General features: G+C 37.5%; 18 protein-coding genes. 10 read left to right on the top strand and 8 right to left on the bottom strand.

Features of this window, described 5'->3' with window-relative positions; translation table 11 throughout:
* Positions 1–46: 46 nt before the first annotated feature.
* Together ACLJX0_RS11700 and ACLJX0_RS11695 are read right to left on the bottom strand one after the other, a co-directional pair.
* Complete coding sequence (locus ACLJX0_RS11700) at positions 47–2,464, bottom strand: heavy metal translocating P-type ATPase (protein ID WP_410880690.1); 2,418 nt, start codon at positions 2,462–2,464, stop codon at positions 47–49.
* Positions 2,465–2,552: 88 nt separating this feature from the next.
* The gene (locus tag ACLJX0_RS11695) at positions 2,553–3,116 is read right to left on the bottom strand and encodes an AraC family transcriptional regulator (RefSeq protein ID WP_410880688.1); all 564 of its coding nucleotides are present in this window, start codon (positions 3,114–3,116) and stop codon (positions 2,553–2,555) included.
* A gap of 231 nt (positions 3,117–3,347) precedes the next feature.
* Here ACLJX0_RS11695 and ACLJX0_RS11690 point away from each other — a divergent pair, with 231 nt between their 5' ends.
* The 6 genes from ACLJX0_RS11690 (at position 3,348) to ACLJX0_RS11665 (ending at position 10,390) form a co-directional block, all read left to right on the top strand.
* Positions 3,348–3,917 (top strand): DUF4199 domain-containing protein, encoded by a 570-nt coding sequence (locus tag ACLJX0_RS11690; RefSeq protein ID WP_410880686.1) that lies wholly within the window; start codon positions 3,348–3,350, stop codon positions 3,915–3,917.
* A gap of 9 nt (positions 3,918–3,926) precedes the next feature.
* Positions 3,927–4,892: a glycosyltransferase family 2 protein gene (locus ACLJX0_RS11685; RefSeq protein ID WP_410880790.1), complete on the top strand. Its 966-nt coding sequence runs from the start codon at positions 3,927–3,929 to the stop codon at positions 4,890–4,892.
* An 11-nt stretch (positions 4,893–4,903) separates the two neighbouring features.
* Positions 4,904–6,631: a phospho-sugar mutase gene (locus ACLJX0_RS11680; protein ID WP_410880684.1), complete on the top strand. Its 1,728-nt coding sequence runs from the start codon at positions 4,904–4,906 to the stop codon at positions 6,629–6,631.
* Between the two features lie 67 nt (positions 6,632–6,698).
* The gene (locus ACLJX0_RS11675; RefSeq protein WP_410880682.1) at positions 6,699–8,528 is read left to right on the top strand and encodes an ABC transporter ATP-binding protein; all 1,830 of its coding nucleotides are present in this window, start codon (positions 6,699–6,701) and stop codon (positions 8,526–8,528) included.
* Positions 8,529–8,680: 152 nt separating this feature from the next.
* Positions 8,681–9,874, top strand: coding sequence for a nicotinate phosphoribosyltransferase (pncB, locus tag ACLJX0_RS11670; protein ID WP_410880680.1), 1,194 nt, complete (start codon positions 8,681–8,683; stop codon positions 9,872–9,874).
* A gap of 96 nt (positions 9,875–9,970) precedes the next feature.
* Complete coding sequence (locus ACLJX0_RS11665) at positions 9,971–10,390, top strand: nucleoside-diphosphate kinase (RefSeq protein ID WP_410880678.1); 420 nt, start codon at positions 9,971–9,973, stop codon at positions 10,388–10,390.
* A 56-nt stretch (positions 10,391–10,446) separates the two neighbouring features.
* On the opposite strand, the gene ACLJX0_RS11660 is transcribed toward ACLJX0_RS11665, so the two are convergent.
* Positions 10,447–10,941 (bottom strand): hypothetical protein, encoded by a 495-nt coding sequence (locus ACLJX0_RS11660; protein WP_410880676.1) that lies wholly within the window; start codon positions 10,939–10,941, stop codon positions 10,447–10,449.
* A gap of 408 nt (positions 10,942–11,349) precedes the next feature.
* Between ACLJX0_RS11660 and ACLJX0_RS11655 the strand changes: the two genes are divergently transcribed.
* Positions 11,350–12,123, top strand: coding sequence for a hypothetical protein (locus tag ACLJX0_RS11655; RefSeq protein WP_410880674.1), 774 nt, complete (start codon positions 11,350–11,352; stop codon positions 12,121–12,123).
* A 15-nt stretch (positions 12,124–12,138) separates the two neighbouring features.
* Positions 12,139–12,834 (top strand): hypothetical protein, encoded by a 696-nt coding sequence (locus ACLJX0_RS11650; protein WP_410880672.1) that lies wholly within the window; start codon positions 12,139–12,141, stop codon positions 12,832–12,834.
* Between the two features lie 152 nt (positions 12,835–12,986).
* On the opposite strand, the gene glsA is transcribed toward ACLJX0_RS11650, so the two are convergent.
* From glsA to ACLJX0_RS11635, 3 genes are read right to left on the bottom strand one after another with little or no spacing between them, the layout of a single operon-like run.
* A complete protein-coding gene (glsA, locus tag ACLJX0_RS11645) occupies positions 12,987–14,003 on the bottom strand; it encodes a glutaminase A (RefSeq protein WP_410880670.1) in 1,017 nt (338 codons plus the stop codon).
* Positions 14,000–15,052 (bottom strand): AMP-binding protein, encoded by a 1,053-nt coding sequence (locus ACLJX0_RS11640; RefSeq protein ID WP_410880668.1) that lies wholly within the window; start codon positions 15,050–15,052, stop codon positions 14,000–14,002. Before ACLJX0_RS11640 ends, glsA begins: the two co-directional genes overlap by 4 nt.
* Before the next feature lie 20 nt (positions 15,053–15,072).
* The gene (locus tag ACLJX0_RS11635) at positions 15,073–15,978 is read right to left on the bottom strand and encodes a CPBP family intramembrane glutamic endopeptidase (RefSeq protein ID WP_410880666.1); all 906 of its coding nucleotides are present in this window, start codon (positions 15,976–15,978) and stop codon (positions 15,073–15,075) included.
* Positions 15,979–16,021: 43 nt separating this feature from the next.
* On the opposite strand from ACLJX0_RS11635, the gene arsC reads away from it, so the two are divergent.
* Entirely contained in the window at positions 16,022–16,363 is a 342-nt protein-coding gene (gene arsC / locus ACLJX0_RS11630) for an arsenate reductase (glutaredoxin) (protein WP_410880664.1), read from the top strand.
* Between the two features lie 84 nt (positions 16,364–16,447).
* A complete protein-coding gene (locus ACLJX0_RS11625; protein WP_410880662.1) occupies positions 16,448–18,931 on the top strand; it encodes a TonB-dependent receptor domain-containing protein in 2,484 nt (827 codons plus the stop codon).
* Positions 18,932–19,093: 162 nt separating this feature from the next.
* On the opposite strand, the gene ACLJX0_RS11620 is transcribed toward ACLJX0_RS11625, so the two are convergent.
* Positions 19,094–20,065: a hypothetical protein gene (locus ACLJX0_RS11620; RefSeq protein ID WP_410880660.1), complete on the bottom strand. Its 972-nt coding sequence runs from the start codon at positions 20,063–20,065 to the stop codon at positions 19,094–19,096.
* Between the two features lie 199 nt (positions 20,066–20,264).
* The gene (locus ACLJX0_RS11615) at positions 20,265–26,204 is read right to left on the bottom strand and encodes an alpha-2-macroglobulin family protein (protein ID WP_410880658.1); all 5,940 of its coding nucleotides are present in this window, start codon (positions 26,202–26,204) and stop codon (positions 20,265–20,267) included.
* Between the last annotated feature and the right edge of the window lie 258 nt (positions 26,205–26,462).

Genomic DNA, 26,462 nt, shown 5'->3' with positions numbered 1-26,462 from the left:
TCTCTTTTGCACTGTTATACTATTCTTGTTCTCTTTTGTGATATTTTTATTTTTTCCATTTTAAGCGCAAGCTATTGCTTACCACACTAACGCTACTCAATGCCATGGCAGCTCCAGCAATCATTGGGTTGAGCAAAAATCCATTGACCGCATACAAGATTCCGGCAGCAATAGGAATACCAATTAGGTTGTAAATAAAGGCCCAGAACAGGTTTTGTTTGATGGTACTTACGGTTTGTTTAGACAATCGAATAGCCTGTGGAATTTTAGTTAAATCCGATGAAATGATGGTCATTTTTGCCACATCCATAGCAATGTCACTTCCTTTCCCCATGGCGATACTCACATCGGCTGTTGCCAAGGCTGTACTGTCATTGATTCCGTCGCCCACCATCGCCACTACTTTACCTTGTTGTTGTAATGCTTTGACAAAATCGGCCTTCTCTTGAGGCAACACCTCTGCTTTATAGTGTTGGATTCCCGTTTGTTTAGCAATTGCTTGAGCCGTAGCTTCATTGTCACCAGTCAACATATACAGTTCAATTCCCATCGCTTGTAATTCTTCAATTGCTTGTACAGACGTTTGCTTGATTTGATCGGAAATTGCTATAACTGTTAATGCCTGTTGACTATTAGCAAACCAAACCACGGTTTTGGATTCTCTTCCCCATTGATCAGCTTGCTCTTGCAACTCCTTCGCAATGGTAATCTGATTTTCGTGTAATAGTTTTTTATTTCCTACCACATAGGTTTCCCCTTGATAATCCGCCTTTGCACCTTTTCCTGTAATACTGTCAAAAGCAGTAATAGCTGTTGGTTCAACATCTTTGAAATACGCAACTACCGCTTCTGCTAAGGGATGTTCCGATTGTTTTTCGATACTGAGTAGCACATCCTTTCTATCCTCCTGATTATTTAACCATCTCATTCCTGTTACCAGCGGTTTCCCTTCCGTAATAGTTCCTGTTTTATCCAATACAATAGCCGAAACACTTTTGGCTAACTCTAAACTTTCCGCATCCTTAATTAAGATTCCATTCTCTGCTCCTTTACCTACCCCTACCATAATGGCTGTTGGTGTAGCTAATCCCAAAGCACATGGACAAGCGATTACTAAAACAGTTACTGCAGCTAATAGTCCGTGTACTAAACCATGTTCTCCTCCAAGGATCAACCACAACACAAAAGTCACTACAGCAATTCCAATCACCACAGGAACAAATATTCCCGCAATTTTATCTACTAATTTTTGCACTGGGGCTTTACTTCCTTGCGCGTCTTGTACCATGCGAATAATCTGGGCTAACATGGTTTCTTTTCCGACTTTAACTGCTTCAAACTGAAAACTTCCCTTCTGATTAATGGTTCCTGCAAACACCTTTTCTCCTTCTTTTTTCAATACAGGAACAGGTTCACCACTTAGCATACTCTCATCCACATAGGAATTACCAGATAATACCATTCCATCTACCGCAATCTTTTCTCCTGGTTTCACCAAAATAACCGCTCCTACCTCTACGGCTTCAATAGGAATTTGCTTTTCTGTTCCATCCGCTTGAAGAACCAATACTGTTTTGGGTTGTAATCCCATGAGTTTCTTAATCGCAGAAGAGGTATTTCCTTTGGCTTTTTCCTCCAATAATTTACCAAGTAAAATAAAGGCAATAATAACCGCTGCTGCTTCAAAATAAACGTGCGCTTCCAATCCTCTACGCGCCCAAAACTCAGGAAAAAGCATATTGAATACGCTAAAAACATAAGCAATTCCTGTACTCAATGCTACAAGGGTATCCATATTCGCTGAACGATTTTTCGCTTGTTTCCATGCATTGATAAAGAAATCTTTTCCAAAATACAGCAAGACAGGAGTAGAAAACAACCACATAATTTCATTGCCATATGGCATATCCATGAAGAACATTCCAATCACCACCACAGGAAGAGATAAAATTACAGCACCCCAGGTTTTGCGTTTCAATTGTTTAAATTTCTCCGCGTGAATAGCTTCTAAAGACTCTTGTTGTTCTGCTTCATCCACCACCAACAAATCATAACCTGCCCCTTGTAGCGCTTGTTGAAGTTGAGTTGCATTAATCAGCGTTGGTACGTATTCCACGGTTAAATTACCTGTAGCAAAGTTCACTGCTGCCTCTACCACTCCCTCTTCAAAGCCCACAATGCTTTCTGCACTCCCAGCACAAGAAGCACAAGTCATTCCCAAAACAGGAAACGTCTGTTTAACTGTAGGAACGTCATAACCTAAATCGCGTACTTTCTTTACTACTTGCCCGATGATTTCTGCATCTTTTATAGCAAGCGCTACGCGTTGGTTATTGAGTTCAACTTCGGCAGATTCCACCCCTTTGACTTGAGCTAGTCCTTTTTCTACGATCAAGGCACAATGCTCACTGTTGACTTGTTCAACAGGAAGATAAACGATATTATGTTTAGTTGTATTTGTCATAATGCTATGGATATTTATATACTACAAATTTGGCGTTTATCCCCCACTAAACTGTTATGAAATTTCGGATTTGATTTGTAACTTTTACTTATACTTCGTCTAAAGGTTTTCGCCTATTGTCTCGTATCTTCTTAAAATGACTGGGTGTTAATCCTGTTACTTTCTTAAATTGATTGCTGAGATACGCCACACTGGAATAGTTAAGCCGATGCGCAATTTCACTCAATGATAGCTCATCATAGACCAATAATTCTTTAATTCGCTCTACTTTCTGTGCAATGAAGTATTTTTCAATGGTTTTTCCTTCAATTTCAGAAAATAAATTAGACAAATAATTATAATCCTGTTCTAATTCTTTCCCTAAAAAATCAGACAAGTTTACCTTTAAATCATTATCCTGATAATGAACAAGTTTCACAATACTTGTCTTAATCTTTTCAATCAGTTGGCCCTTTTTATCATCAATCAGCTCAAAACCCAAAGTCTCTAATGCTTGACGCAACGCATCGCGTTCTGCTGTAGTTAACGCACGTTCCAATTCAACCTCACCTAATTGAATAGATTTTGCAGTTACCGCCAATTTTTCAATCTCTTTTTGAACCATCAACGTACAGCGATTACACACCATATTTTTGATAAAAAGTACACTCATACGTTCTTTTTTACTTGATTTTCACTTCTTCTCTTGATGTAAAAATAACAAAAATGGCGCAAGTAAGAAAGTGAGGCTTGACTTGTTTCTTCTTCCTTCTAATCCAAAATTGATATCCGCTTTTTAAAATTTCTTCCCTATTTCCAATCTTTCGCCTTTATTCTTGTATTACACCAAACTAAAAGGGGATTTTAGTATATTTGTAACTTACATTTTTTTGAAAACACACTGATGAAGAATCCACTCAATAAAGTAGGCCTTACCTTTGGGATTATACTAGCACTGTATTACATCCTGTTTAACTGTACCTTATTTTTCACCGATCAAACGTTATTTGCCAATAAATTTGTCGGCTTTTTTACTATGGCCATCATCATCATTATTGGAGTACTCTGTGTATTTACAGCCAAGAGACGCATGGGAGGATATCTGACTTTTCGCGAAGCATTTACGCCCTTTTTAATTATGATTGCTATAGGAGTTACCGTTAATTTTGCGATGTATAACCTATTATTTCAATTGATTGACCCATCAGCAAAAGATGTTATCAATAAAGTGTTACACGATATGTTGGTGGAAACACTAAACAATTCAGGATTACCTCAAGCGCAAATTGACGAACAATTTGCCAAAGCCAAAGAATTAAATCAATTCGAGCCAAAATCACAGCTGTTCATGTGGGCTGGTAGTATTTTAAGAAATTCAATCTTAGGTTTATTATTGGCCGCTATTTTCAAGAATAAATCAGAATTTACCCCTCCAAAAGAGGAAGAACAAGCAACTGCTGATTCTAAAAACTAAACCATGCATATACAACTATCCCTTGTCATTCCGCTGCTCAATGAAGCAGAATCCATTCCGGAGCTATACACTTGGATTCGCAAGGTCATGCAAGAAAATGGCTATACTTATGAGGTTTTGTTTGTCGATGATGGCAGTACGGATGGCTCTTGGTCCATTATTTCAGATTTAGCTCTACAAGACCCTCATGTCAAAGGCATTAAATTTCAGCGCAACTTTGGAAAATCACAAGCTCTACACGCCGGTTTTGCTCAAGCAGCAGGAGATGTTGTGATTACTATGGATGCGGATTTACAAGATAGTCCAGATGAAATTCCTGGCTTATATCACATGATTACGGTTGATCACTTTGATATGGTATCGGGTTGGAAGAAAAAGCGATACGATTCGGTATTGGCCAAGAACTTACCGTCTAAATTATTCAATTGGGCGGCGCGTAAAACATCGGGTGTACACTTAAATGATTTTAATTGTGGGTTGAAAGCCTACCGCAAAGAAGTGGTCAAAAACATTGAAGTATCGGGAGAAATGCACCGTTATATTCCTGTATTAGCTAAAAATGAAGGGTTTGATAAAATTGGTGAAAAGGTCGTTCAACATCAAGCGAGAAAATACGGAACCACTAAATTTGGGATGAGTCGTTTCATTTATGGTTTTTTAGATTTAATCACCATTTGGTTTTTATCTAAATTTGGTAAGCGCCCCATGCATCTTTTTGGTACCTTAGGAGTTATTACCTTTATGGTCGGCTTTGTTGCCGCTGCCATCATTGGAGCTAGCAAATTAATGAAGCTATACCAAGGTAAACCGACGATTTTGGTCACTCAAGATCCTTGGTTTTTCATCGCCTTAGCTACAATGATTATTGGAACACAATTGTTTTTAGCGGGTTTTTTAGGCGAACTTATTTTACAGACGAAATCCAATACAAGTCGATATAAAATTGCGGAATACACAAGGTTAAACGAAAACTAAATTAGAAGGACATGCAGATAGAAAAAGAAATTATAACAAAAGCAGAACAATGGCTACAAGCGCCCTTTGATACTGAAACACAAAAAATTGTACAACAATTACTTGATACAGATCCTGCTCAATTACAAGATAGTTTTTACAAAAACTTAGAATTTGGTACAGGAGGAATGCGTGGTATTATGGGTGTAGGTACGAACCGCATCAACAAATACACCTTAGGAAAAAACACCCAAGGATTAGCTAACTTTATCCACCAGTCCTTCCCCAAGCAAGAATTAAAAGTGGCAATCAATTACGATTGCCGTCACAATAGTCAAGAATTAGCCAAAGTAGTAGCTGATGTATTTACCGCCAATGGAATACAGGTGTATTTATTTGGCGAGATGCGTCCAACCCCGGAACTATCCTTTGCGGTGCGCTACTATGGTTGTCAGGCAGGGATTGTCTTAACGGCATCTCACAATCCACCTGAATACAACGGATACAAAGTGTATTGGTCTGATGGGGGACAAATTGTCCCCCCAGAAGATGCTGCTGTGATTGACCAAATCAATCAACTGACGTATGAGCAAATTAATTTTACAGGTAATGATACCTTGATTACGACAGTTGGTGAAGAACTAGATCGTGCCTTTATCCAATCTACGCTTAAAAATGCGAGTTTTAATACGCCTCAAGCCGTAAAAGACGGATTAAAAATAGCGTATACCTCCCTACACGGAACTTCAATCAAATTGATTCCGAGAACCTTACAAGAGGCAGGATACAACAACGTTTATATTGTCAAAGAACAAGAAGAGCCTAATGGAGATTTCCCTACAGTGCTATCACCAAACCCGGAAGAGCCAGAAGCGCTAACGATGGCGTTGGCTTTAGCCGAAGAAAAAGGAGCGGATATCGTTATTGGTACAGATCCTGATTCAGACCGTATTGGTATTGGGGTTCGCGATTTAGACGGACAAATGATTTTGTTAAACGGGAACCAAACCATGGTGATGATGACAGCGTTTTTGTTAGAACAATGGAAGGTAAACAAAGGCTTCAAAGGCAATGAGTTCATTGGTTCGACGATTGTTTCTACTCCTATGATGCTCGATTTAGCAGAGAGCTATGGTGTAGAATGCAAAGTGGGATTAACCGGTTTCAAATGGATTGCTAAATTCATTAAAGAATTTCCAAACCAACAGTTTATTGGTGGTGGAGAAGAAAGTTTTGGCTATATGGTAGGCGACAATGTACGCGATAAAGATGCTGTTGCTTCTGCCCTATTAGTTTGTGAAATTGCAGCGCTTGCCAAAGCAGCAGGAAGCTCGTTCTACCAAGAGTTGATGAATTTATACATTGATCACCGTTATTACAAAGAGCACTTAATTTCCTTAGTTAAAAAAGGAATTTCAGGAGCTGAAGAAATCAAGCAAATGATGGTGGAATTACGCGAAAATCCATTAACTGAAATTATTGGTCAACGCGTGGTTTGTGTAGAGGATTACCAAATCAGCCAAGCAAAGAACTTACTCACCGGCGATACCGAATCTATCAACATTCCAAAATCGAACGTATTGATTTACTACCTCGAAGACGGCACAAAAATAGCAGCTCGTCCAAGTGGAACGGAGCCAAAAATTAAATTCTATTTCAGTGTCAACGAATGGCTAGACCGATTGGAAGACATCAAGGAGGTAGAGCAACTTTTAACGAATAAGATCCAAGCGATCATAGAAGAAATGAAACTGAACTAAACAGTAAAGCAAAGACTGGCACCAAACCAGTCTTTTGTTTTATTTTTGCTTTTTATATTTACCCTATATGAACGAATATTTTAAAAAAATAATTTATTTCGCTAAGCCGTATAAATCCTACGCTTACCTGAATGTTTTTTTCAATATCCTCTACGCCCTTTTTAGCGCATTGTCCTTTGTTGCCTTGATTCCAATGCTAACAGTTTTATTTGACACAAAAAAAGGAATTACCGAAAAACCGGTATACGAAGGAATCACAAGTATTACTAGCTACTTTGAGAATTATATGTCTTATTTTATCACAACTAATTCTCAACAATATGGCGCACAAAACACCTTGTTAGTCATGGTAGCCGTAATTATAACGCTATTCTTATTGAAAAACTTGTTCAACTATTGGGCGATGTATTTTATTACTTTTTTGCGTAATGGCGTGTTAAAAGACATCCGAAATGCGATGTACAAAAAGTCCATCGATCTTCCGCTTTCCTTTTTTTCTGAAAAGAGAAAAGGAGACGTTATTTCGCGAATTACTGCCGATGTTCTAGAAATTCAACATTCCTTTTTATCGATTTTGGAGGTATTAGTCCGCGAACCGCTGACCATCATCTTTACCATTATCGCTATGTTTATGATCAGTACGAAACTGACGATTTTTGTCTTTATTTTTATTCCGATTGCTGGATTAGTCATATCGCTAGCGGGAAAAACACTAAAGAAGAGCTCACAAAAAGCATCGGAAGAACAAGGATATTTTTTATCGTTAATTGAAGAATCCTTGTCTGGATTAAAAGTAATTAAGAGTTTTAATGCGGAAGCGAAGTTCAATAAAAAATTCCAAGGTTCTACGGAAGAATTTTATCATTTGAACAATAAAATTCTGAACAGACAGAATCTATCTTCTCCATTAAGTGAGTTTTTAGGCATTGTGACCATCGCTGTCTTACTCATTTTTGGAGGACATATGGTACTCAATGAAGGAAGCTTATCTGGACCTGCCTTCATCTCGTATTTAGGAATGGCATACAATATTTTAACGCCAGCGAAAGCCATGTCAAAAGCATCTTATTCACTAAAACGCGGAAATGCAGCGGCAGAACGAGTATTGGAGATTTTAGAAGAAAGAAATCCAATTACAAGTCCAGCACAAGCCATTAAAAAAGAGCACTTTGACGATAAAATCACCATTGAAAATATCAACTTTAAATACGAAAACGAATTGATACTCAAAGACTTTAGTCTGACGGTTCCTAAAGGAAAAACTGTCGCTTTAGTCGGGCAATCGGGAAGTGGAAAAAGTACGTTAGCCAACTTGTTGACTCGTTTTTGGGATATCAATGCAGGAGCAATTAAGATTGACAATGAGGACATCCGCAACTTGGATTTACACAGCCTAAGAAGTTTAATTGGCTTAGTTACGCAAGACAGTATCTTATTTAACGATTCAATCAAAGCAAACATGTTGATTGGCAAAGAAGACGCAACAGATGAAGAGATTATTGCAGCTTTGAAAGTAGCCAATGCCTATGAGTTTGTCCAAGATTTTCCACAGGGAATTGAGACCAATATTGGAGATTCCGGAAGTAAATTATCTGGGGGACAAAAACAACGGTTATCCATTGCGAGAGCGGTATTGAAAAACCCGCCAATCATGGTACTAGACGAAGCAACATCCGCCTTAGATACGGAGAGTGAAAAACTCGTGCAAGATGCGTTGGAGAATATGATGAAAAACAGAACTTCTCTTGTGATTGCACACCGTTTGTCCACGATTCAAAATGCCGACTTAATCGTTGTCATGCAGAAAGGGCAAATTGTCGAACAAGGTACTCATGAAGAATTAATGCAACGAAACGGCACCTATACGAAGTTAGTGTCGCTGCAATCCTTTGAATAAAACAACCGAAAACAACCCGCTTTAAATCATTTAACAGCGGGTTTGTTATTTTTTACGGCTATTTTAAGTCAAAGCCGTTTTACTTTTTTGTATATTGTATCTTTGTGCCTTAATCAGATGTATTGACATCGATTGAGCAATTCAATCAAGCTATGGAAACAACAAACACGCCCCAAGTGATCCCGTCTATCTTAGACAATGACTTTTATAAATTCACCATGCAACATGCGGTGATTAAGCAATTTCCCTACGCCAAAGCCTCGTATATCTTCATCAATCGCGGTCAGCACCATTATCCACCTGGATTTGCAGAAGCGCTAAGAGCGGCTGTAGATGAAATGGCAAAACTCAAATTAACGAAACAAGAAAAAGCGTTTCTTCAAGTGACTTGTCCGTATTTGGATCCAACCTATTTGGATTTTCTACAAGGGTATCACTTTGATCCTTCAGAAATAGAAATTACCCAAGAAGGCACAGCATTAGAAGTGTCCATTAAAGGCTATTGGTATCGTACCATTCTTTGGGAAGTGCCATTAATGTCAATGATTTGTGAATTATACTATCAATTGACTGGATCAAAACGAGAATCAGACGATATCATTCGCGCAAAGACCAAAGAGAAAATTGAGAACTATAAAAAGTTAGGCATTACCATTGCCGAGTTTGGTACCAGACGCCGTCATTCCTATGCTGTACATCAAGTAGTCGTTGAGACTTTACAACAATATGGTGGTGGCACCTTCATTGGAACCAGTAATGTACACTTAGCAATGAAATACGGTACTAAACCTATTGGAACGCATGCACATGAATGGTTTATGTTCCATGCCGCTAAATACGGCTTTAAAATGGCTAATTCCATGGGATTGGAACATTGGGTAGATACCTATCGAGGAGATTTGGGAATCGCCCTGACCGATACCTATACCAGCAAAGTGTTCTTTGAATCGTTTGACAAAAAATTCGCCAAGTTATTTGATGGAGTTCGCCACGACAGTGGGGATCCAATTGATTTTGCCAATCAGACGATTGCACATTACAAAAAGATGAATATCGACCCGCTATCAAAGACCATAATCTTTTCTGATGGATTAAACCCTGAAAAAGTAGAGCGCATTGCAACCTATTGTAAGAATCGCATTGGCATGTCCTTCGGTATTGGCACGGACTTCACCAATGATGCGGGATTAACTGCGTTGAATATTGTAATTAAAATGTCACAAGCCTATCCAGAAGGCGGCCCTTGGACCGATGTAGTCAAGCTATCCGATGAACCAAAAAAGCATACGGGTACACCCGAAATGATTGATCTTGCGCAGCGTTTATTGGATATTCCAACGACCTAAGACAATTACTTCCCTTTGAGGATGAATATTTTGAATCAAAATGCGATATATTAGACATAAAAGTCTATTTTTGCAAAAAATTTAATTTTAGAACAAATGGCAACGAACAGAACTTTTACAATGATTAAACCTGACGCAGTAGAAGCAGGTCATATCGGTGGAATCCTTAACATGATTACAGAAGCAGGATTTAAAATTGTTTCTATGAAGTTAACGCAATTAACAGTTAGAGACGCAGAGAAATTCTACGAAGTACACGCTGAAAGACCTTTCTATGGTGAATTAGTTGAATTCATGTCAAGAGGACCAATCGTAGCAGCTATTTTAGAAAAAGATAACGCTGTTGAAGATTTCAGAAAACTAATCGGAGCGACTAACCCTGCTGAAGCAGCGGAAGGTACAATCCGTAAAAAATACGCTAAATCAATTGGAGAAAACGCTGTTCACGGATCTGACAGCGACGAAAATGCAGCAATCGAAGGTGCATTCCACTTCTCTGGTAGAGAGCAATTCTAATTCGTTTAGAATAAAAAATAAAAACCACGAGCGATGCTCGTGGTTTTTTTATGCCTTTATTTAACGATTTTAATCCAATCATCTGGATGTGATCGATCCCAGACCAATACATCATTATAAAACAATTTCTCTTTCACCAAACTATTGCTCCCTCTCGTTGCCCAAACTTCAATTTTATCGGTATCTCCATTCGGCAAAGCAATATAGACGATGCTCTTTGTTTCCTTATTAGCAAACGGGCTGTAAATAAACCAAATATAGTACTGCTTCTGCCCCCAATCATCTGTTGACTGTACAAAGTTATTCGTTTTCTCCTCCGCAAGAGGAAGTCGATATCCGTATTCATCAATGGCAAAGATGCTAATCTCTTCCGCACTCCACCCTCCTAGAGTCAAAGGATTAAGTAAATCTTCTCCTTTTACATTTTGATAAGCTAGCATAAAAAGCAAATCGATATGGGTCCTAGATACCTGAGTCGTTTGTTCATACGTGCAGGATCCTAACCCTAATAATATTAATAATATAAAAATAATTACGTTATATTTTTTCATTTTTAAAATATTTAAACCATTATAAATCAATATTTTAAATCAAAAACTATACCTGAATTAACATTTTATTTAACTATTTTTTTTTACAAATATTAAAACCATTCATTCCTTGTTGTGAATCAACTTGAAAAGTGAAAAATGCGATAAAAACGAAAGAGATTAACCTTTTGGGATACCCTCTTTGACAGCCTCTTTTTTACGCCGTTACTTGACGATGGTAATCCAATCGTTTGGATGCGATCGATCCCAGACCCATACATCAGTATAGAATAATTACAAAAAACAAAAAAATACAATTAAAATATACAAATTTAAAATATAAACCACTGTTTTAACTAAAAAAATCAATATAATAAGAAAAACAACACTAAATTAGATATGATTTATAACCCACTAAATACATTTATCATGAAAAAAAATCTATTCTTTTTAGTTGTATTGAGCTCCTTACTAGGCTGTTCAAATGATTACAAAACAAGCGAACGTATTGACCCAGCTTCTTCTAAAACAATCTACAAAAACGACAAATCAGTAGGTCAAATGCATAATGATTTACTTCACCTTTTTGAACAAGCTGAGCGAGAAGGACAGCTATTAGTTGATCCTATGAAAAAAGAACTATCCGAAGCCATGGTCAGTATAATCAATGCTTATTTCTTAGAACAAGGAGTAGGATCAAACGTATTTTCAGCGATGCTCCTGAAGATTCCTGACCTAACACAACAGTTAAATTTACTTATACAATCAACAGACAATCTTCAACTTTTACGGGAAAAACTACAAGCTTCTTATACAGCATCCTTGCCTCTAGCTGTTAAAATACATGCATTAACTATTTTTGATGCAACGAGTCAATATGAAGGCACAACCTCTTTTTCTGCAGAACTTGACAAAATAGCCACAACAATTAAAACCGATGCATCCCTTAGTTCTGAATATCAACAACAGCTATTAGATGCTATTTCTATTGCTGAATATTCTAATGCTTATTGGCATCTAACCAATCAATCCATACTAGGAGGAAGAAGTCTTCTTACCTACTATGCTGGTGCTGATACAGCAGGAGCATTAGCTATGATTCAAAGTGGTGCTGTAGGAGCAGCTACAGCTATTAGTGGATGGGGTGGTTTAGCTGTACTAGTAGGAGGCGCAGCTTTCAGTTCATTTATGGCCTCTCGCTAACTTAAAAAGTAAAAGATGAAAACAGTACACCTCAAGCTTTTCTTTCCTAGAAATTGGTATCATGCCAGACGGCTAAAGATCTATCACGAAAGCGAATTAGTGGCCTACATTATGCATAATGATTCGCTTGACATTTACCTTCCTGATGAGGCGACATCTATCCATTGGAAACTCGATTATTTTAAAAACACGATTGTTTTACCTCAACAACAAAATCCTGTTTATCTCCTCCTATTTATGGATGTAGGAAAAGGGCTGATTCAGCTATATCGAAAAACATTAAGCTCTCGTTGTATTCAAGGTAAAATAGTTACAGCAGAAGAATTCGAACATAGCACAAGTGCTACAATCTATCAAAGTCATCTGGAATGGCTTCCTATCGCTCGATTAGACAAATCCATTCTTTATATTGGACTGCTAACCGCTAGTATCACGTTGTTCTACTCCATCTATACGCAAACTGAATGGAGGGAGATTCTATTCTTATTAGGAGGAGGAAGTATACTTTCTTTTTTGATTCTTCTGTTTGAAAAAGACAAAGTTGTTCTAGGGGAGTACAAAAATCGAATGTGGGCAACTGTAGGTAGTTTTGCTCTTACGATTATCCTGATCCCCGCTAAGGATTATGTCATACAGATGCTACTATTCATTCTAACTATTGGTTTCACCCTTCGATTAATCCAACATACGCACAAACTAACTGCCTCCTAATTCAATGAGGAGTTTTGAAAAAACACAAAACCACGAGCGATGCTCGTGGTTTTGTGATTATTTGTTAACAAGGTTTCCTAAGTGGTTGATAGTTTACAGTTTACCTGACAATTTACAAACTAAACAACCCTCATCTAAACCTCACCAAACCTTTAAAACAAACTCAATTCCAATTGATTGACAAAATCAGCTAAAATTCGATATCCAACGACAGAGTTTCCATGTTGGTCTAAAGCAGGATTGAATACGCCGATTCCCATTTTATTCGGTACACTCACTGCGATTCCTCCGCCTACTCCTGATTTACTAGGTAAACCAACCGTTCTGGCGTATTCTCCGCTGAAATCATACATTCCAGCAATGAGCATTTGCGCTTGAATCAAACGCGCTAAATCGCGATTATAGTAGGTTTTATCACCATCAAAACGCGTACAACCATTGGCATAGAAATAACCAATTTTAGCTAAATCTTCCGCGGTTACTTCGATGGAACACTGTTTAAAATAATTGTCTAATTTATTCTCTTCTCCGTCAATTAACCCGTTATTTTTCAACAAGTAAAAAATTCCTCGGTTGCGGTGTCCCGTTTCTTTTTCAGATAAATAAACTGCTTGATTGATGTCAATGGATTCATTTTTCGTAATATAACGCAACATGTTTAGAATCTTTTGGTAAGCGACCTCTCCTTCTCCTTCAATGAAAGCCGTCGTTAAGATTGCTCCCGCATTCATCATGGGATTTAAAGGTTTCCCCGCCGTTTCTAAATTGGCATAATGATTAAAGGCTTTTTCCGTTCCATAATAGCCAATGCGTTCATAGAGGGCTTTTTCTCCTTTTTCTTGTACTGCAATCATCAAAGCGATGACTTTTGAAATACTTTGAATGGTGAATTTTGCCTGTACATCCCCTACATTGACAATTTCTCCATTGGCTTTAACCACTGAGAAGGCCACCGCTTTTGGATCTGCTTTTCCCAATTCTGGAATATAGTCGGCTACTTTTCCGTCTTTGTAATACGCGTGATTTTTATTGACGATTTGTTGCATAAAATCAGCCGTAATAGACTGCTTACTATTTTTTTTATTTGTTTGTGCCACACTGTGCTCCACCTGACCAATTCCTACCAACATAACCAATAGTACTATTTTTTGTAATTTTATTCTACTCATCTCTGTTTGCTCGTTGATTCGTTTATATTTTTACTTCTAATCACCTTGCCTGATTCCGTTTCAATAAACTGCGTCACAAATTGAATTTCTTTGGGCCTTTCGTATTTGGCTAATCCATCGAATACATCTTCCGCTAAAGTATACGGCTGGCTTTCAATAACTAGCACAACAATAGTACCAAAATAATCATCTGCTTTGCCACCAATAAAAAAGCGTTCTTTTATTTTAGCTGCTAATTTTTCTTCAATTTGTTCTGGAAACAGCTTAACTCCTCCACTATTAATAACGTTGTCAAAACGTCCCAACCATTCAAAATGCTTATCATCAATTAATTGCACTAAGTCATTGGTCACAATCGGTTGCGGATTAATAGCCGGTACTTCAATCACCAAACAACCACGTTCATCCGTTTGAATTTGCGCATGAGGCAGAATTTCGAAAGAAGGAGTTCCTATCTTTTTAGCTGCGATATGCGTAATGGTTTCTGTCATCCCATAGGTTTCGTATACGTTCGTCCTTTTGTTCTGTAGTTTCAGTGCTAAAATAGGAGAAACTTTAGCGCCTCCAATAATCAGTGTATCAATTTGATTCAATTCATCTAAGCTATTTTCTACTTGCATGGGTACCATGGCCACGAAAGTATAGTGAGTAGGATTCCCAGCTAACGGACGAGCCGTAGGTTTACAAACATCCAATTCCCATCCAAATAATAAGGCGCGAATAAACATCAGCTTTCCACCAACAAATTGGGTTGACATGCACAACAGGGCTTTACTTCCTGCTTTGACATTAAAAAAAGTAACCGTTGCTTGTGCGGAAACGCGCATCGCCGCTTTATCCAGTTGTATTTTCTTCGGTGGTCCTGTGGTACCCGAAGTATGCTGAACAACATAGTTTTTTTCATCAAACCAAGCGATGATTAGTTGCCCCAAATCGCGCAGATACTCCGCTGTTGAGGTTCGCATCTGTTGTGCTTCTTCTAGAAGTGAGGCCATCGTATAGGACACTCCATTCAATTTAAATTTGGGGTGAATATAGTTTTTATTCATACCTTAAAACGTCAAAAAAATTAAGCGATTCGGCCAAGAAGACGATTTTTCCAATTCTTCCATTGGTACTTTCTAGCAAAAATAATCAGTAAAAGAGGGTAAAAAACAAAGACTTGCCAGATAAATTCCCACACCGATACTTGTTCTTGCTCCGCTACGTTTAAAAATACGGAATTCGTTTGAAATACCGTCCAACTTGAAGTAACAAGTAAAGCACCGATTAGATTATTCGCTGCGTGAAAGCCTAAGGCTAATTCTAATCCATCATCCATCAAAGTCATGATTCCCAAAAAGAATCCCGTTCCGATATAGTACACCATAATTCCACCACCTAGCGTTTCCACCTCGGGATTGGCTAAATGTAATAATCCAAAAACGACAGAAGTCACCACGAGCGCCATCCCTCTACTTCTTGTAGCTAATCCTACCCCTTGAAGCAGATATCCGCGGAAGAAATACTCTTCAAAACTTGTCTGAAGAGGAATAAAAATAACCGCAATCACAAAAAATCCTAAGAAAGCAGGAAGGTTGAAATTAAAAACAAAATTCGTTGGATTGAGCCAATAACTAACGCCAAAACTAGTCAAAATCAGGATGGTCTGCCAGCCAAAAGCGAAAACAAAGCGTTTCAAATCTATTTTTGATCTAGATGTAGTTAACGTAACCAAAGATTGCTTGTGAACAAACAAGACCCATATGATTAATAACAACAAAAAAATAGAAAAAGGAATAATTAATTGAAAAAACGCTCTGTTTTTTCCTAAAATCTCAACTTGAGAATTCAGCAATTCTTTGGTTGATATTGAAGAATATTTTGTAACTAACCAGTTTACAAACATAATCATCAAATAAAAGCAGGTAAAAGGAACATAATACAGAATTTGTCGCTTCGTTACTTGATGTTGCAGTTGATCGATATATTTCATTTTTCAAAAAAATTGCTATATTTGAGAACAAACCCTAACACTTATGATTACAATTTATCACAATCCTCGTTGCAGCAAGTCAAGAGAAAGTATTGCCTTTATGGAGCAACAAGGGGTAGCGTACAAAATTATAAAATATTTGGATGCAAACCTCAGTTATGACGATATTAAAGCCTTACTCCAAAAATTAAACTACTCCCCTATTGAGTTGGTTCGAACCAAGGATGCTTTTTGGCAAGAGAACTTTGCGGACAAATCGCTCTCTGACGAAGAAATTATTGAAGCGATGGTTACCCATCCTAAAATTATAGAACGTCCTGTAGTCGTTAATGGCTCTAAAGCTATTGTGGCTAGACCCACAGAAAAAATTTATCAAATTCTTTAATTAACTTTATTTTAACAATATAGTTATTAAACCCCTGCTTCAATTTATAGTCTAAGTTCAGAGAAGTAAACTAAACGACTATAAATGAAAAAACAAACACCTTTATCAGTTCTTCTGCTGTTGTTCGTATTTTTAACGACACTAACAACAGCAGCCCAGAACCGCGCTCAAAGTACAGTCACTGGGACGGTAATTGAGGCAGCGACTAACACTCCCCTTGAATACGCTAGTATTTATGCTCAAAATGAAAGCAATTCTTCTATTGTTTCTGGAGCGATGACCGATGAAAAAGGTCGTTTTTCTTTTAATGTTCCCGACGGAAACTACTATATCAAGATTGATTTTCTAGGTTTTAAAACCCTGGAATTAAAAAATATCACTGTACAGGGAAACACCGATATTGGGATGCAAAAAGTACAGGATGATACGCAAATGTTAGAAGAGGTAACCGTTATTGCGGAGCGTTCTACAGTTGATATCAAACTAGACAAAAAAATATACAACGTTGGACAAGACATGATTGTCAAAGGCGGAACGGCTGCGGATGTACTAGACAACGTACCGTCTGTTGTGGTAGATAGTGAAGGAACAATCAGCTTGAGAGGAAACGAAAATGTAAAAGTATTGATTGACGGTAAGCCCACAGGATTAGCGAACAACATCCAAGAGGCTATGCGTATTTTACCTGCAGAATCTATTGATCGTGTGGAAGTGATTACCAATCCATCCGCTCGTTATGAAGCAGAGGGAGGTGCAGGTATTATCAATATCATTCTGCGCAAAGGAAAAGCGTTAGGAATTAACGGAAGTGTAACAGGAACGATGGGAGATCCACGCAACTATGAGCTGAACTCAATGTTCAATTTTAGAAGTGAGAAATTCAACTTTTTCACCTCTTTAGGCTATAGAGACTCTAAATCAGAAGGGTACAACCTAAATGACAACCGCTATCTTGATCCAGTAACAAGCGAACCAACTCAACGTATTTATGAGTACAAAGACAATAATAGAGAAAGACAAGGCTACAACGGTACCTTCGGTTTAGAATGGTATTTAACTCCTTCAATCACCTGGACCAATACTGTTACAGCTCGTCGTAACACAGGAAGCAATCCCAATCGAGTAAGCTATGATTACTACGATGCTTCTGATGCGTTTTTATACAACCGCTATCGTAACGAGAATAAAAATAGTACACGAAACAACGTGGATTACACCACTACTTTTGAGAAAAAATTTGACAAAGATGGACATGTATTGACCATAGAAGGGTCTATTGCACAGGATAAAGACAATGAAAATGCGGGAATTGACGATATCAATGACTTTTTAAACAACACTTCTTTTGAACGCACAACAAACAAGGAAAAAGAAAAGAGTGGTTTAGCAAAGCTTGATTACACGTTGCCTATTGGGGAACATGGAAACTTTGAAGCGGGGTATTTAGGAACGTTTAAATCGACAAATACAGCTTTTAATCTTCAGCGTTTGAACAACAGTAGTTGGCAAACGGATGGACGTTTGTCTAATACCTTAGCATACAAGGAAGATATTCACGCACTTTATGCACAATATGGAGATCGTATTACGTCTCAATTGAGCTTTATGGTGGGCTTGCGTTGGGAAGATTCTAGTATTGATGTCAATCAATTAGACACCCAAAGCTACAACAACAAAAAGTACAATGATTTCTTTCCAAGTGCGTTTTTAAACTACGAATGGAATGAAAGTACAAGTACGAGTATTAGTTACAGTAGACGTGTGAATAGACCTCGTGGGTTCTTCTTGAATCCGTTTTCAAATTATACGAGTGATATCAACTTTTTTCAAGGAAATCCCGACTTAGATCCTGCGAAAACGCATGCAGTTGATTTTGGTTTTATGAAACGTTGGACTGGTTTTACGTTAAATGCATCAGCCTACTACAACAAAACGGATGATACTTTCCAATTTGTACGTCGAATTGCAGGAGAAACAGCTGATGGAACTCCTATTTCTATTAGCTCACCGATTAACTTAGCGACAGAACACCGCTACGGATTAGATATTACCTTAAACTACACTCCTTTCAAATGGTGGAAATTGAATGGAAACTTCAACTTCTACAGAACGGAAACAAGAGGGGATTATACGTTTACCCATCTAGATGGAACATTAGAAACACAGAATTTTGACAAGGATGCCTACGCTTGGTTTACGCGTTTATCCTCTAAAATCACCTTACCTTACAAAATTGATTGGCAACTAAACGGAATGTACCGTGCGCCTTACAATACAGCTCAAGGAAAGGTATTAGGTAATTTATCAGGTAATGTAGCTTTAAGTAAAGACATATTAAAAGACAAGGGAACGATTACGTTCAATATTAGCGATATATTCAACTCAAGAAAGAGAGAACAAGATTTAGTATTACCACAATCTATTTCACATAGTGAAATGCAATGGAGAGGTAGACAAATCAATCTTTCATTTACCTATCGCTTCAACCAACCGAAAAAAATGGAGCGTAAGCCAATGACTCCTGATGGTCCAGAAGGTGGTGATATGGAAGGAATGGAGATGCTTTAATATAAAAAGAGAGACTAAAAACGAAGTTTTTAGTCTCTCTTTTTATATTATAATGGAAAGTCAACGAAACGATCTACTTTACTTTCTTGATTCAGTTGTTTTACCTACAATTATTTGCTAGAAAATTATTCCTTTTATTGCACCAACCTAAAGGTTAACTGCTTATTCCTCATCAATAATATTCAATTGATAACGCATAAACACATTCAATTGTTCATTGAGTTCATTCGTTGCTTGATTGAACGAATAATCATCAGGATACGCGGCTAAATAAGCCGTTCTCAACTCATTTAATTGGGAAGAAAAAAAGAAATCTTTAAACCCTTTACTAGACTTACTGCCTTCCATGTTCAGCCAAGTATGAAATCCAACTAAGCGATCTTCCAATGCTTGTTTATATTGCTCTCCCTTGACCTTCTCCATTTGCGTCAATACAATCTTGGCTTTTGGCAACTCGGCATACGGTTTTTTTTCTTCGAGGAATACTACTTTATCCTGATTTACTTCTCGAATAAAATCAAAGAACTCTTGCTCTCGAAATATTTTATACACCGTTTCTTGAAATCTTCCTGCTTGATAATTGGGATCATTAAGCAATTGACGATTTCTTCTTGTGACAATCGGATTTGATAAATCTACCACCTCTGGCATAGGTTCCTCTATATTGTATTTCCAATCAAAATCACTTTTGCTAATAAAGATTTTATTGGATACTTGAAAAGGAACAAACAGTGTCATAATAGTGTCATTAATTGCTAAGCGAAGAGAATCACTTTGGGTTTGTATTGCCCATTCTTCAAATTCTTTCGTAGCACGTGTATCGTTTTTATCCATAAACAACTGTTTATAGAACACATAATTGCCTTGGGTTGGGTTAATAATCGCCGTACTTGAATTGATACGTCCCCCATTATGAAACCAAAGGGATTGGTCTTTATACTTTAATTGATGTTTACCAAAGGGCAAATCAACGGCAATTTTCGTTTGCGCAGGTATTTCGTAAGCCTTTTCATCGATATAAACTGTGATGGATTCATTCGTTGGATTGTCAATCCAATACGAAAATGAGCTTGAATTACAAGCAGTAAACAATGTGCTGAAACACAAGAGCCCCAATAAGATAATCTTTTTCATTTTCTCTATTTTTATTTCAACAAATATACATTTTATATATATTATTTTATTTTTAAAAAAATATATACATATAAATAAACATATTTTAACACCTATTTCTTTTAAAAAATAATATAAAAAAAGACTTGAGTTGATTAACTCAAGTCTTTTTTCTTTTTTTATACGTTAAGATGGAATAAAATCCTCTAGAACTGTAAGATTAGTTTCTCAAAATTTTCACATCCTGTCCTTCGCTATTGGCTTTCATTTCTGGTGCATACACACTTTGCAACGATGTGATTCCATTAGAGAAATACCCTGCGTTATTGGCACGAACATCGTATTCAAACACATACGTTCCTTTGCTTAGGTGAGTAATAAAGAAGTTAGTTGCGGCATCACGTGTTTCTTCATAATACCCAAATTCTCCTTTGCGTTTGTAACCTGAGTGCACATTCATCGGTTCAAATCCACTCGCACGCATGTCTTTTAAATGAACATAATCCATATCGCGGTCTACTTGAATTTCCAAGCGAACCGTTACCACATCTCCTACTTTAATCGGCGATTCGTTGGTAATCTCGCGTAATACTTGTCCTTTATCTGTAGCTGCTTTGATAAACAATTGTTTGTTAAACGTAATGCCTGAACCTGATTTTGATACTTTGTTTAGATCTTCAAAATACTGCCAGTACATCGCTCCATAGGCCACTCCAGTGGATTTTTTATCTAATTCAACAATTCCCATTTTTTCTTGAATTGCTGATCCTTCCCAAACTTTTTTATAGTATCCAGTATTGAATTGCTCTGATTTAGTGAACGTAACAGGATACCCTCCCACTTTTACTTCAACACCTTGATCGGTATTCATCCAATTTTTTCCCAAATACAATAAAGCATATACGGCACGTGTTGTTGCTTTTGTGGAGTTCCATGCAACAGTTTGTTTGTTCTTCAATAACCACACTTTCATTTCCTCAATCGCATGGACATATTTTGCAGCATCTACTTCATGAGCCGCCTCAATCAACATCACTTGCGTTTCTATAGGCGAATTATACCACAACCAGCCTGCTGCATTTTCCTTCCAATACATCCCCATTTCATCACTCTTCACAGCTAACTCCATAATTCCTTTTACTAGGTTATTCGCGGCTTTACTATCACCAAAACGCTGTAAAATCACCGCTTTCATTCCCGTTACATACAAATTATCTATTGCTTTTTGATTCGCTAGTTCTTTGCGATACTCGCTAATCATTTTCGCATATTTATCTTGTATTTTTAGTTCGTCTTTAAACAAGCTACGCACGTACAAATAATGCGTATCGATTGCTGGTAAATCGGTCGTATTTTTATTCTTTTGATACGTTGCATAATGCTGCTCATCTAAATATGCCACTGCTTTTTTCAGTATGTCCATTGCTTTTGGATGCAGGGTTCCTGCTTGTTTCATCTGACCGAATCCTTCCACAATAGCTTGGGTAATATAGACATTAGACTGATCTCCACTAAACCAAGGGAAACCTCCATCGCTATTCTGTTGATTGTTTAAACGCTCTAATTCAGCGTCTAGTTCCATCTTCATTTTATTCAAATCAAACAATACCGCTAAGCGTTTCATTTGTTCTGTTTCATCTGCTGCTTGACGCACCCAAGGAGTTTCTTCAATCAACACTTGTTTCAGCTCTTCATTTTGCTCTAACTTCGATTGGATTGCTCCTTGTTTTGACCAGTATTCAAAAACAGACTGAATGCGTAGATTGCTATTCAACAACTGACTAGCAATGGTATTGGCGAATACTTTACTGAAGGTTTGTTCCGTCCCGTTGTATGGGTATTCTTTTAGGTATGGCAGGGCTAAAAGAGCCGTCCACATTGGGTTTGCCGTTACTTCTAAGGTCAATTTATAGTTATCGCGTAAGGCTGACCCAGGATGCTCTAAGGATTCAAACGTAAAGATTTTATTCTGTCCTTCTTTGATATATAACGGCATAGTTTCCGTTACTAAAGTGCGGTTAGACAGCACGGGAATAACTGACTCTTCTCCATCGCTAAACGTGCCTGATTTTGCAACGATGCGATAACCTAAAGCGGCTATATTCTTTGGAACATTGATTATCCAAGCTACTTCTGTATTTGCTGTTGCTCCAACGGTAAAGTGCTGTTTGACTTGACTGTTGCTATCCACTAAGGTCGTGATTGGCGTTGCTGTCAAGCCATCAAAGAATTGGATTTCCACCTCTCCACTTAATGCTTTATCATTTAAATTAGCAATTTTAGTCGATAGAATCATTTGATCTTCTTCTCGAACAAAACGCGGCATATTTGGCTGCACCATCAATTCTTTTTGGGTGCGAACCACTTGCTCTACATAGCTACTTTCTAAGTTCTTTGTATGAGCAAACGCCATAAACTTCCACTGTGTCAATGCTTCTGGAGACGTAAAAGAAAAACTCACATTTCCTTTTTCATCTGTGTTTAAGGTCGGATAGAAGAAAGCTGTTTCTTTTAAGTTGGTTCTAATCTGAACGGTTGCTGCTTCTTTTACTTCTGCTTTTGGTGCTGGAGGTACTGCGCCACCCGTAGACTGAACTGCTACTTCTTCTACAACAGCATCATGCATAACCATATTAGCATCCCCCTTATTTTGTTTACTTAATGCGGTTGGAGCAGCCGTAGCCATTCCTCTAATTCTAATGGTTCTTCCCGCTCCACTACTAAATCCAAATAAATTCAATGCAATTGGCGGACTATACGATACTAAGTTTGGATAAGTTGTACTATACAAAATATGTTGTGCATAGCTTTTTCTGCTTAAATTATATGTACTAAAATCAGAATCTTGACCATAATTAAAATAATAATCAAAGCTCGTTTGGAAAGACGTATTACTTCTAAATTGATCTAAAGAAGCGTCATACATCGCTGCAACTACCTCAGCAGCAAATTTATCCTTCGCCATGCCTGATACTTTTAAGCGCCAGGTTTCTTCCTGTCCAGGTGTTAGTTTATCTCTAAACGTAACCAATTCTAATTTTAAGTCTTCTTGTGCTGCATCTAATACCAATTGGGCTGATTTCTGCGTTGCAAAGTTGTGTTTAATCGCCGTGAAACTCACACGTACATCTCCCATTTCCCCACTCATTGGGTATTCGAAATAACTTGCTTTGCGGTTTACTTCTAGCGTTTTCTTTTGTTTTAAGTGACCATTGACAAATACAGAAGCGATTACCGTTGTTTGGTTTTCCCCACTTTGTAATCGAATCTTAGCTAAATCACCTACTTTGTATTTCTCTTTGTCTGCTTTTACTGAAAGCAACTGATAAATTACCCCTGGTTCTTCTTTGGTATTATCGTAATAGAAATATTGTTCTACTTCTGTTTTTTCTCCTTTTTCCCAAACAAATCCCTTCAGTAAATAAAATCCTGAATTTAAAATTTTAGCATTTGGAAAGGCGATTGTATTTTCTTTGGCAGTATCAAAAGCTTTGGTGAACACTACTTTACCTTGTTTCCATTTGGTGTGGTCGTTTTCATTTCCATACGCTACATAAGGGAACTTCGCTATAAATTCTTCATATGAATACAGTTCGTAATCCTCTCTGCTAGAATTGTCATAAGGCAATAACATTCGACGAGCATAAGGCGCTTCTAATTCAACGATACTCACCTCACCTTTCGCAGCAAAAGCTTCACCATTCAGATTCTTTGTGCTGACTTTGATTGCTTCTAATTCTTTGGTTGACACCATTTCGTTGGTGCTAATTGGCAATTGTAAGCTGATATTTCGATCTCCTACATAGATGGTTTGTGTCGTACTGTGGGTTTCCCCTTTACTATCCATTACATCTACATATACGGTATACGAATCTACACGCAAGGCATCTGCTTTATATTCTTTACGCCCTGGAATAGCAGTAAAATCGATGGTAAATTGTCCTGTCTCATCTGTTTCTACTTCTCCTTGTGTTATCGTCACGGCTTGTTCAGGACGTGGCCAACCATAATAACCTCTCACGTCATAGCGATAACCCGAATTGCGCACTACACGATAGTTCACTTTACTTTGGGCTACAGTTGCTCCTACATAATCCACTGCTTTTCCAGTCGCTTTTACTTTTTCATCAAAGTAAAACACTCCTGTAACTGCATCCATTGTCACCTCAAATTTCGGACGTTTGTATTCTTCTACTGAAATAGAAGTATATTCTCCAATATTTCCTTCTTTTAAAAGTACTTCAAAAGTAAAATCTCCCAATAATCCAGTAGTTGGCAAAATAAACTCCCCTTGAACTGACCCAAAAGCATTGGTTTTCAAATTTACGTTTCCTACTTCTTGTTGGGTTTGTTGGTTTATCAATTTAACAGTTACCAATTGATTGGCTCCCACCTGTCTTGTTTTTCCATTTTGTCGGAAAACAATCGACTTAAAATACACGACCTGACCTGGACGATAAATCGCGCGATCCGTTAGCACTTTCGCATTCCAATTAGTTACTTCTACGCCCTCTTCAGTTCCTTTGTGTTGCGGATAAGCATAGGTCGAATAGTAAATCGATTCTCCTTTTACTCCATAAAATAAGTTCGTATTTTCTTTGATAAATTCTGTAGAGAACTCTCCGTTTGCATCGGTATTTACAATGGTTTCCCAATAGGCTTTACTTAAATCTTTTTGTGAACCATTCGCTAAAAACACCGCTTGATTAGCTTTGGGTTGTCCAGTTTTACGATCGTACAATCGGAACTTATTTCCGTTGGTTAAAAACGCATTTGATGTCACATTCACCAAGGCCATACTAACCACATCTTCTCCTTCTGTTAGATAATCGAAGTCTCGGTTCGCCACTAAGACAATATAACGACCAGGAGCCAATGGTTTCAACTCTACTTTGGTGGTATGGGACTGATAATCTGTAAAGGGTTTTACTGCAATCGTATAATCGGTTACCTTTTCGTAATCCGAAGCAATCTTTTTATATCCTGCTAAGGTATTGGGTTGATTTACCGCAAACACTTTCGCTTGATCCTCGTATTTTAAAATTTTAAAATACAGAGTATTGAGATTTTTATGTGTAACAGCTAAGACCGAACTTTGATTAGGTAATTCATAGGAATTATACCCTACTTCTAAAGAAGGAGCTTCCACCACTTTCTTCATTGCTTTAAGGCGTTCTGCCGTTTCCGTTTGGGGAAATTTCCCTGCGGTTTGCTCAATAAAAGCTAACAAAGTTCCACCTGCCGTTTGTGCTAATTCTTTGTCTTGGGTATCACGATAGGTGTAGAACATAAATTGAGCGACCGCTTCATGTACTAAAACCGATGTCGGATTTTGTTTCAGCAAATCTTGGTAGATTTTGTTTCGTTCTTCTACTTCTGTTTGGTCGTCAAAATTATGCAAGGCATAGATGCGAACATAAGCAGCCAATTCGGTCTGTCCTTTTTTGGTCAAGTCCTGAATAACTTGCGCTACAATTTCCTTCGCTTCTTTAGTTTTTAAGGCACGTTGTTCCGAAGACGCGCGATAAGAAAACCCATTGTTTAAAAACAGGGCATAATCCATACGCAATGCATCATAAACCGAGAACTTCGAAAAGTCTAAGTTATATTGTTCTGTTGTTTGAAAGACATCATTCCATCCTCCCACTGTAGCGGTTGCTTGTTTTTTAGCTGTTTCTAAAGCCGCTTCCCAATAGCGTATACTTTCTCTTTCAAAATCTTCCTTGGACCAGAAGCGAATATCCGTTCCTTTTTGTTGTTCTACAACTGTTCTATTGCTGATTTTATACGCATTTTCTTCGTAGTACAATTGATAAACGCGAGCGATATACGCTTGGACAATCGCCTTGTATTCGCCAGTTGCGGTATTTAACTCTTTTTCAAATGCACCTAGCATTTGATTGATATCGTAGTCTTTGTCTTCTTGAATTGTAATATTGATTTTCGCTTCATAAAACATTCCTTTTAAAAGACTTGCATATGCTTTTGTTTGACGAGAAAGGGAAATTACTTCCTGTACTTCGGGCAACAAGCTTCGCACTTCTTGTTGTTGCTCTTTATGCTCGATACTTTTCCATAATTCCTGGATCTTTTTATTGGGTTGCTGTGCAAACCCCAAGATGGGAGCTAGTATCATTAAATACATATTTAATTTTTTCATAAGAAATAATAAATTGGGTGCATAAATATATGACTATTCGCAATGATATTAGACATTACCATACTAAAAAACACTTCGTTATCAAAAAACAAGAAAATCTCTTAACATCAATTTATAAAATGATACTAAAAAAGAGGGTGTCCCAAAAGGTCACCCTCTTTTGTATTTTATAAAACGTTACTTTTCTCTTTGCTTAAAAATTCTTGCAATTAAAACGAGTTTTAGACTTATAATTTGTCATTTTTCGTTTATCAGTCT

This window comes from Myroides sp. DW712 (assembly GCF_046557355.1).
Taxonomy (GTDB): domain Bacteria; phylum Bacteroidota; class Bacteroidia; order Flavobacteriales; family Flavobacteriaceae; genus Flavobacterium.
The sequence above is the reverse complement of the archived record's forward strand: the minus strand, read 5'-3'. Positions and strand labels throughout refer to the sequence as shown.

Bases quoted from the DNA above. Each gene is read 5' to 3' on its own strand.
- ACLJX0_RS11700 (WP_410880690.1), bottom strand. From the start codon at position 2,464: ATGACAAATACAACTAAACATAATATCGTTTATCTTCCTGTTGAACAA.
- ACLJX0_RS11695 (WP_410880688.1), bottom strand. From the start codon at position 3,116: ATGAGTGTACTTTTTATCAAAAATATGGTGTGTAATCGCTGTACGTTG.
- ACLJX0_RS11690 (WP_410880686.1), top strand. From the start codon at position 3,348: ATGAAGAATCCACTCAATAAAGTAGGCCTTACCTTTGGGATTATACTA.
- ACLJX0_RS11680 (WP_410880684.1), top strand. From the start codon at position 4,904: ATGCAGATAGAAAAAGAAATTATAACAAAAGCAGAACAATGGCTACAA.
- ACLJX0_RS11675 (WP_410880682.1), top strand. From the start codon at position 6,699: ATGAACGAATATTTTAAAAAAATAATTTATTTCGCTAAGCCGTATAAA.
- pncB (WP_410880680.1), top strand. From the start codon at position 8,681: ATGGAAACAACAAACACGCCCCAAGTGATCCCGTCTATCTTAGACAAT.
- ACLJX0_RS11665 (WP_410880678.1), top strand. From the start codon at position 9,971: ATGGCAACGAACAGAACTTTTACAATGATTAAACCTGACGCAGTAGAA.
- ACLJX0_RS11660 (WP_410880676.1), bottom strand. From the start codon at position 10,941: ATGAAAAAATATAACGTAATTATTTTTATATTATTAATATTATTAGGG.
- ACLJX0_RS11655 (WP_410880674.1), top strand. From the start codon at position 11,350: ATGAAAAAAAATCTATTCTTTTTAGTTGTATTGAGCTCCTTACTAGGC.
- ACLJX0_RS11650 (WP_410880672.1), top strand. From the start codon at position 12,139: ATGAAAACAGTACACCTCAAGCTTTTCTTTCCTAGAAATTGGTATCAT.
- glsA (WP_410880670.1), bottom strand. From the start codon at position 14,003: ATGAGTAGAATAAAATTACAAAAAATAGTACTATTGGTTATGTTGGTA.
- ACLJX0_RS11640 (WP_410880668.1), bottom strand. From the start codon at position 15,052: ATGAATAAAAACTATATTCACCCCAAATTTAAATTGAATGGAGTGTCC.
- ACLJX0_RS11635 (WP_410880666.1), bottom strand. From the start codon at position 15,978: ATGAAATATATCGATCAACTGCAACATCAAGTAACGAAGCGACAAATT.
- arsC (WP_410880664.1), top strand. From the start codon at position 16,022: ATGATTACAATTTATCACAATCCTCGTTGCAGCAAGTCAAGAGAAAGT.
- ACLJX0_RS11625 (WP_410880662.1), top strand. From the start codon at position 16,448: ATGAAAAAACAAACACCTTTATCAGTTCTTCTGCTGTTGTTCGTATTT.
- ACLJX0_RS11620 (WP_410880660.1), bottom strand. From the start codon at position 20,065: ATGAAAAAGATTATCTTATTGGGGCTCTTGTGTTTCAGCACATTGTTT.
- ACLJX0_RS11615 (WP_410880658.1), bottom strand. From the start codon at position 26,204: ATGAAAAAATTAAATATGTATTTAATGATACTAGCTCCCATCTTGGGG.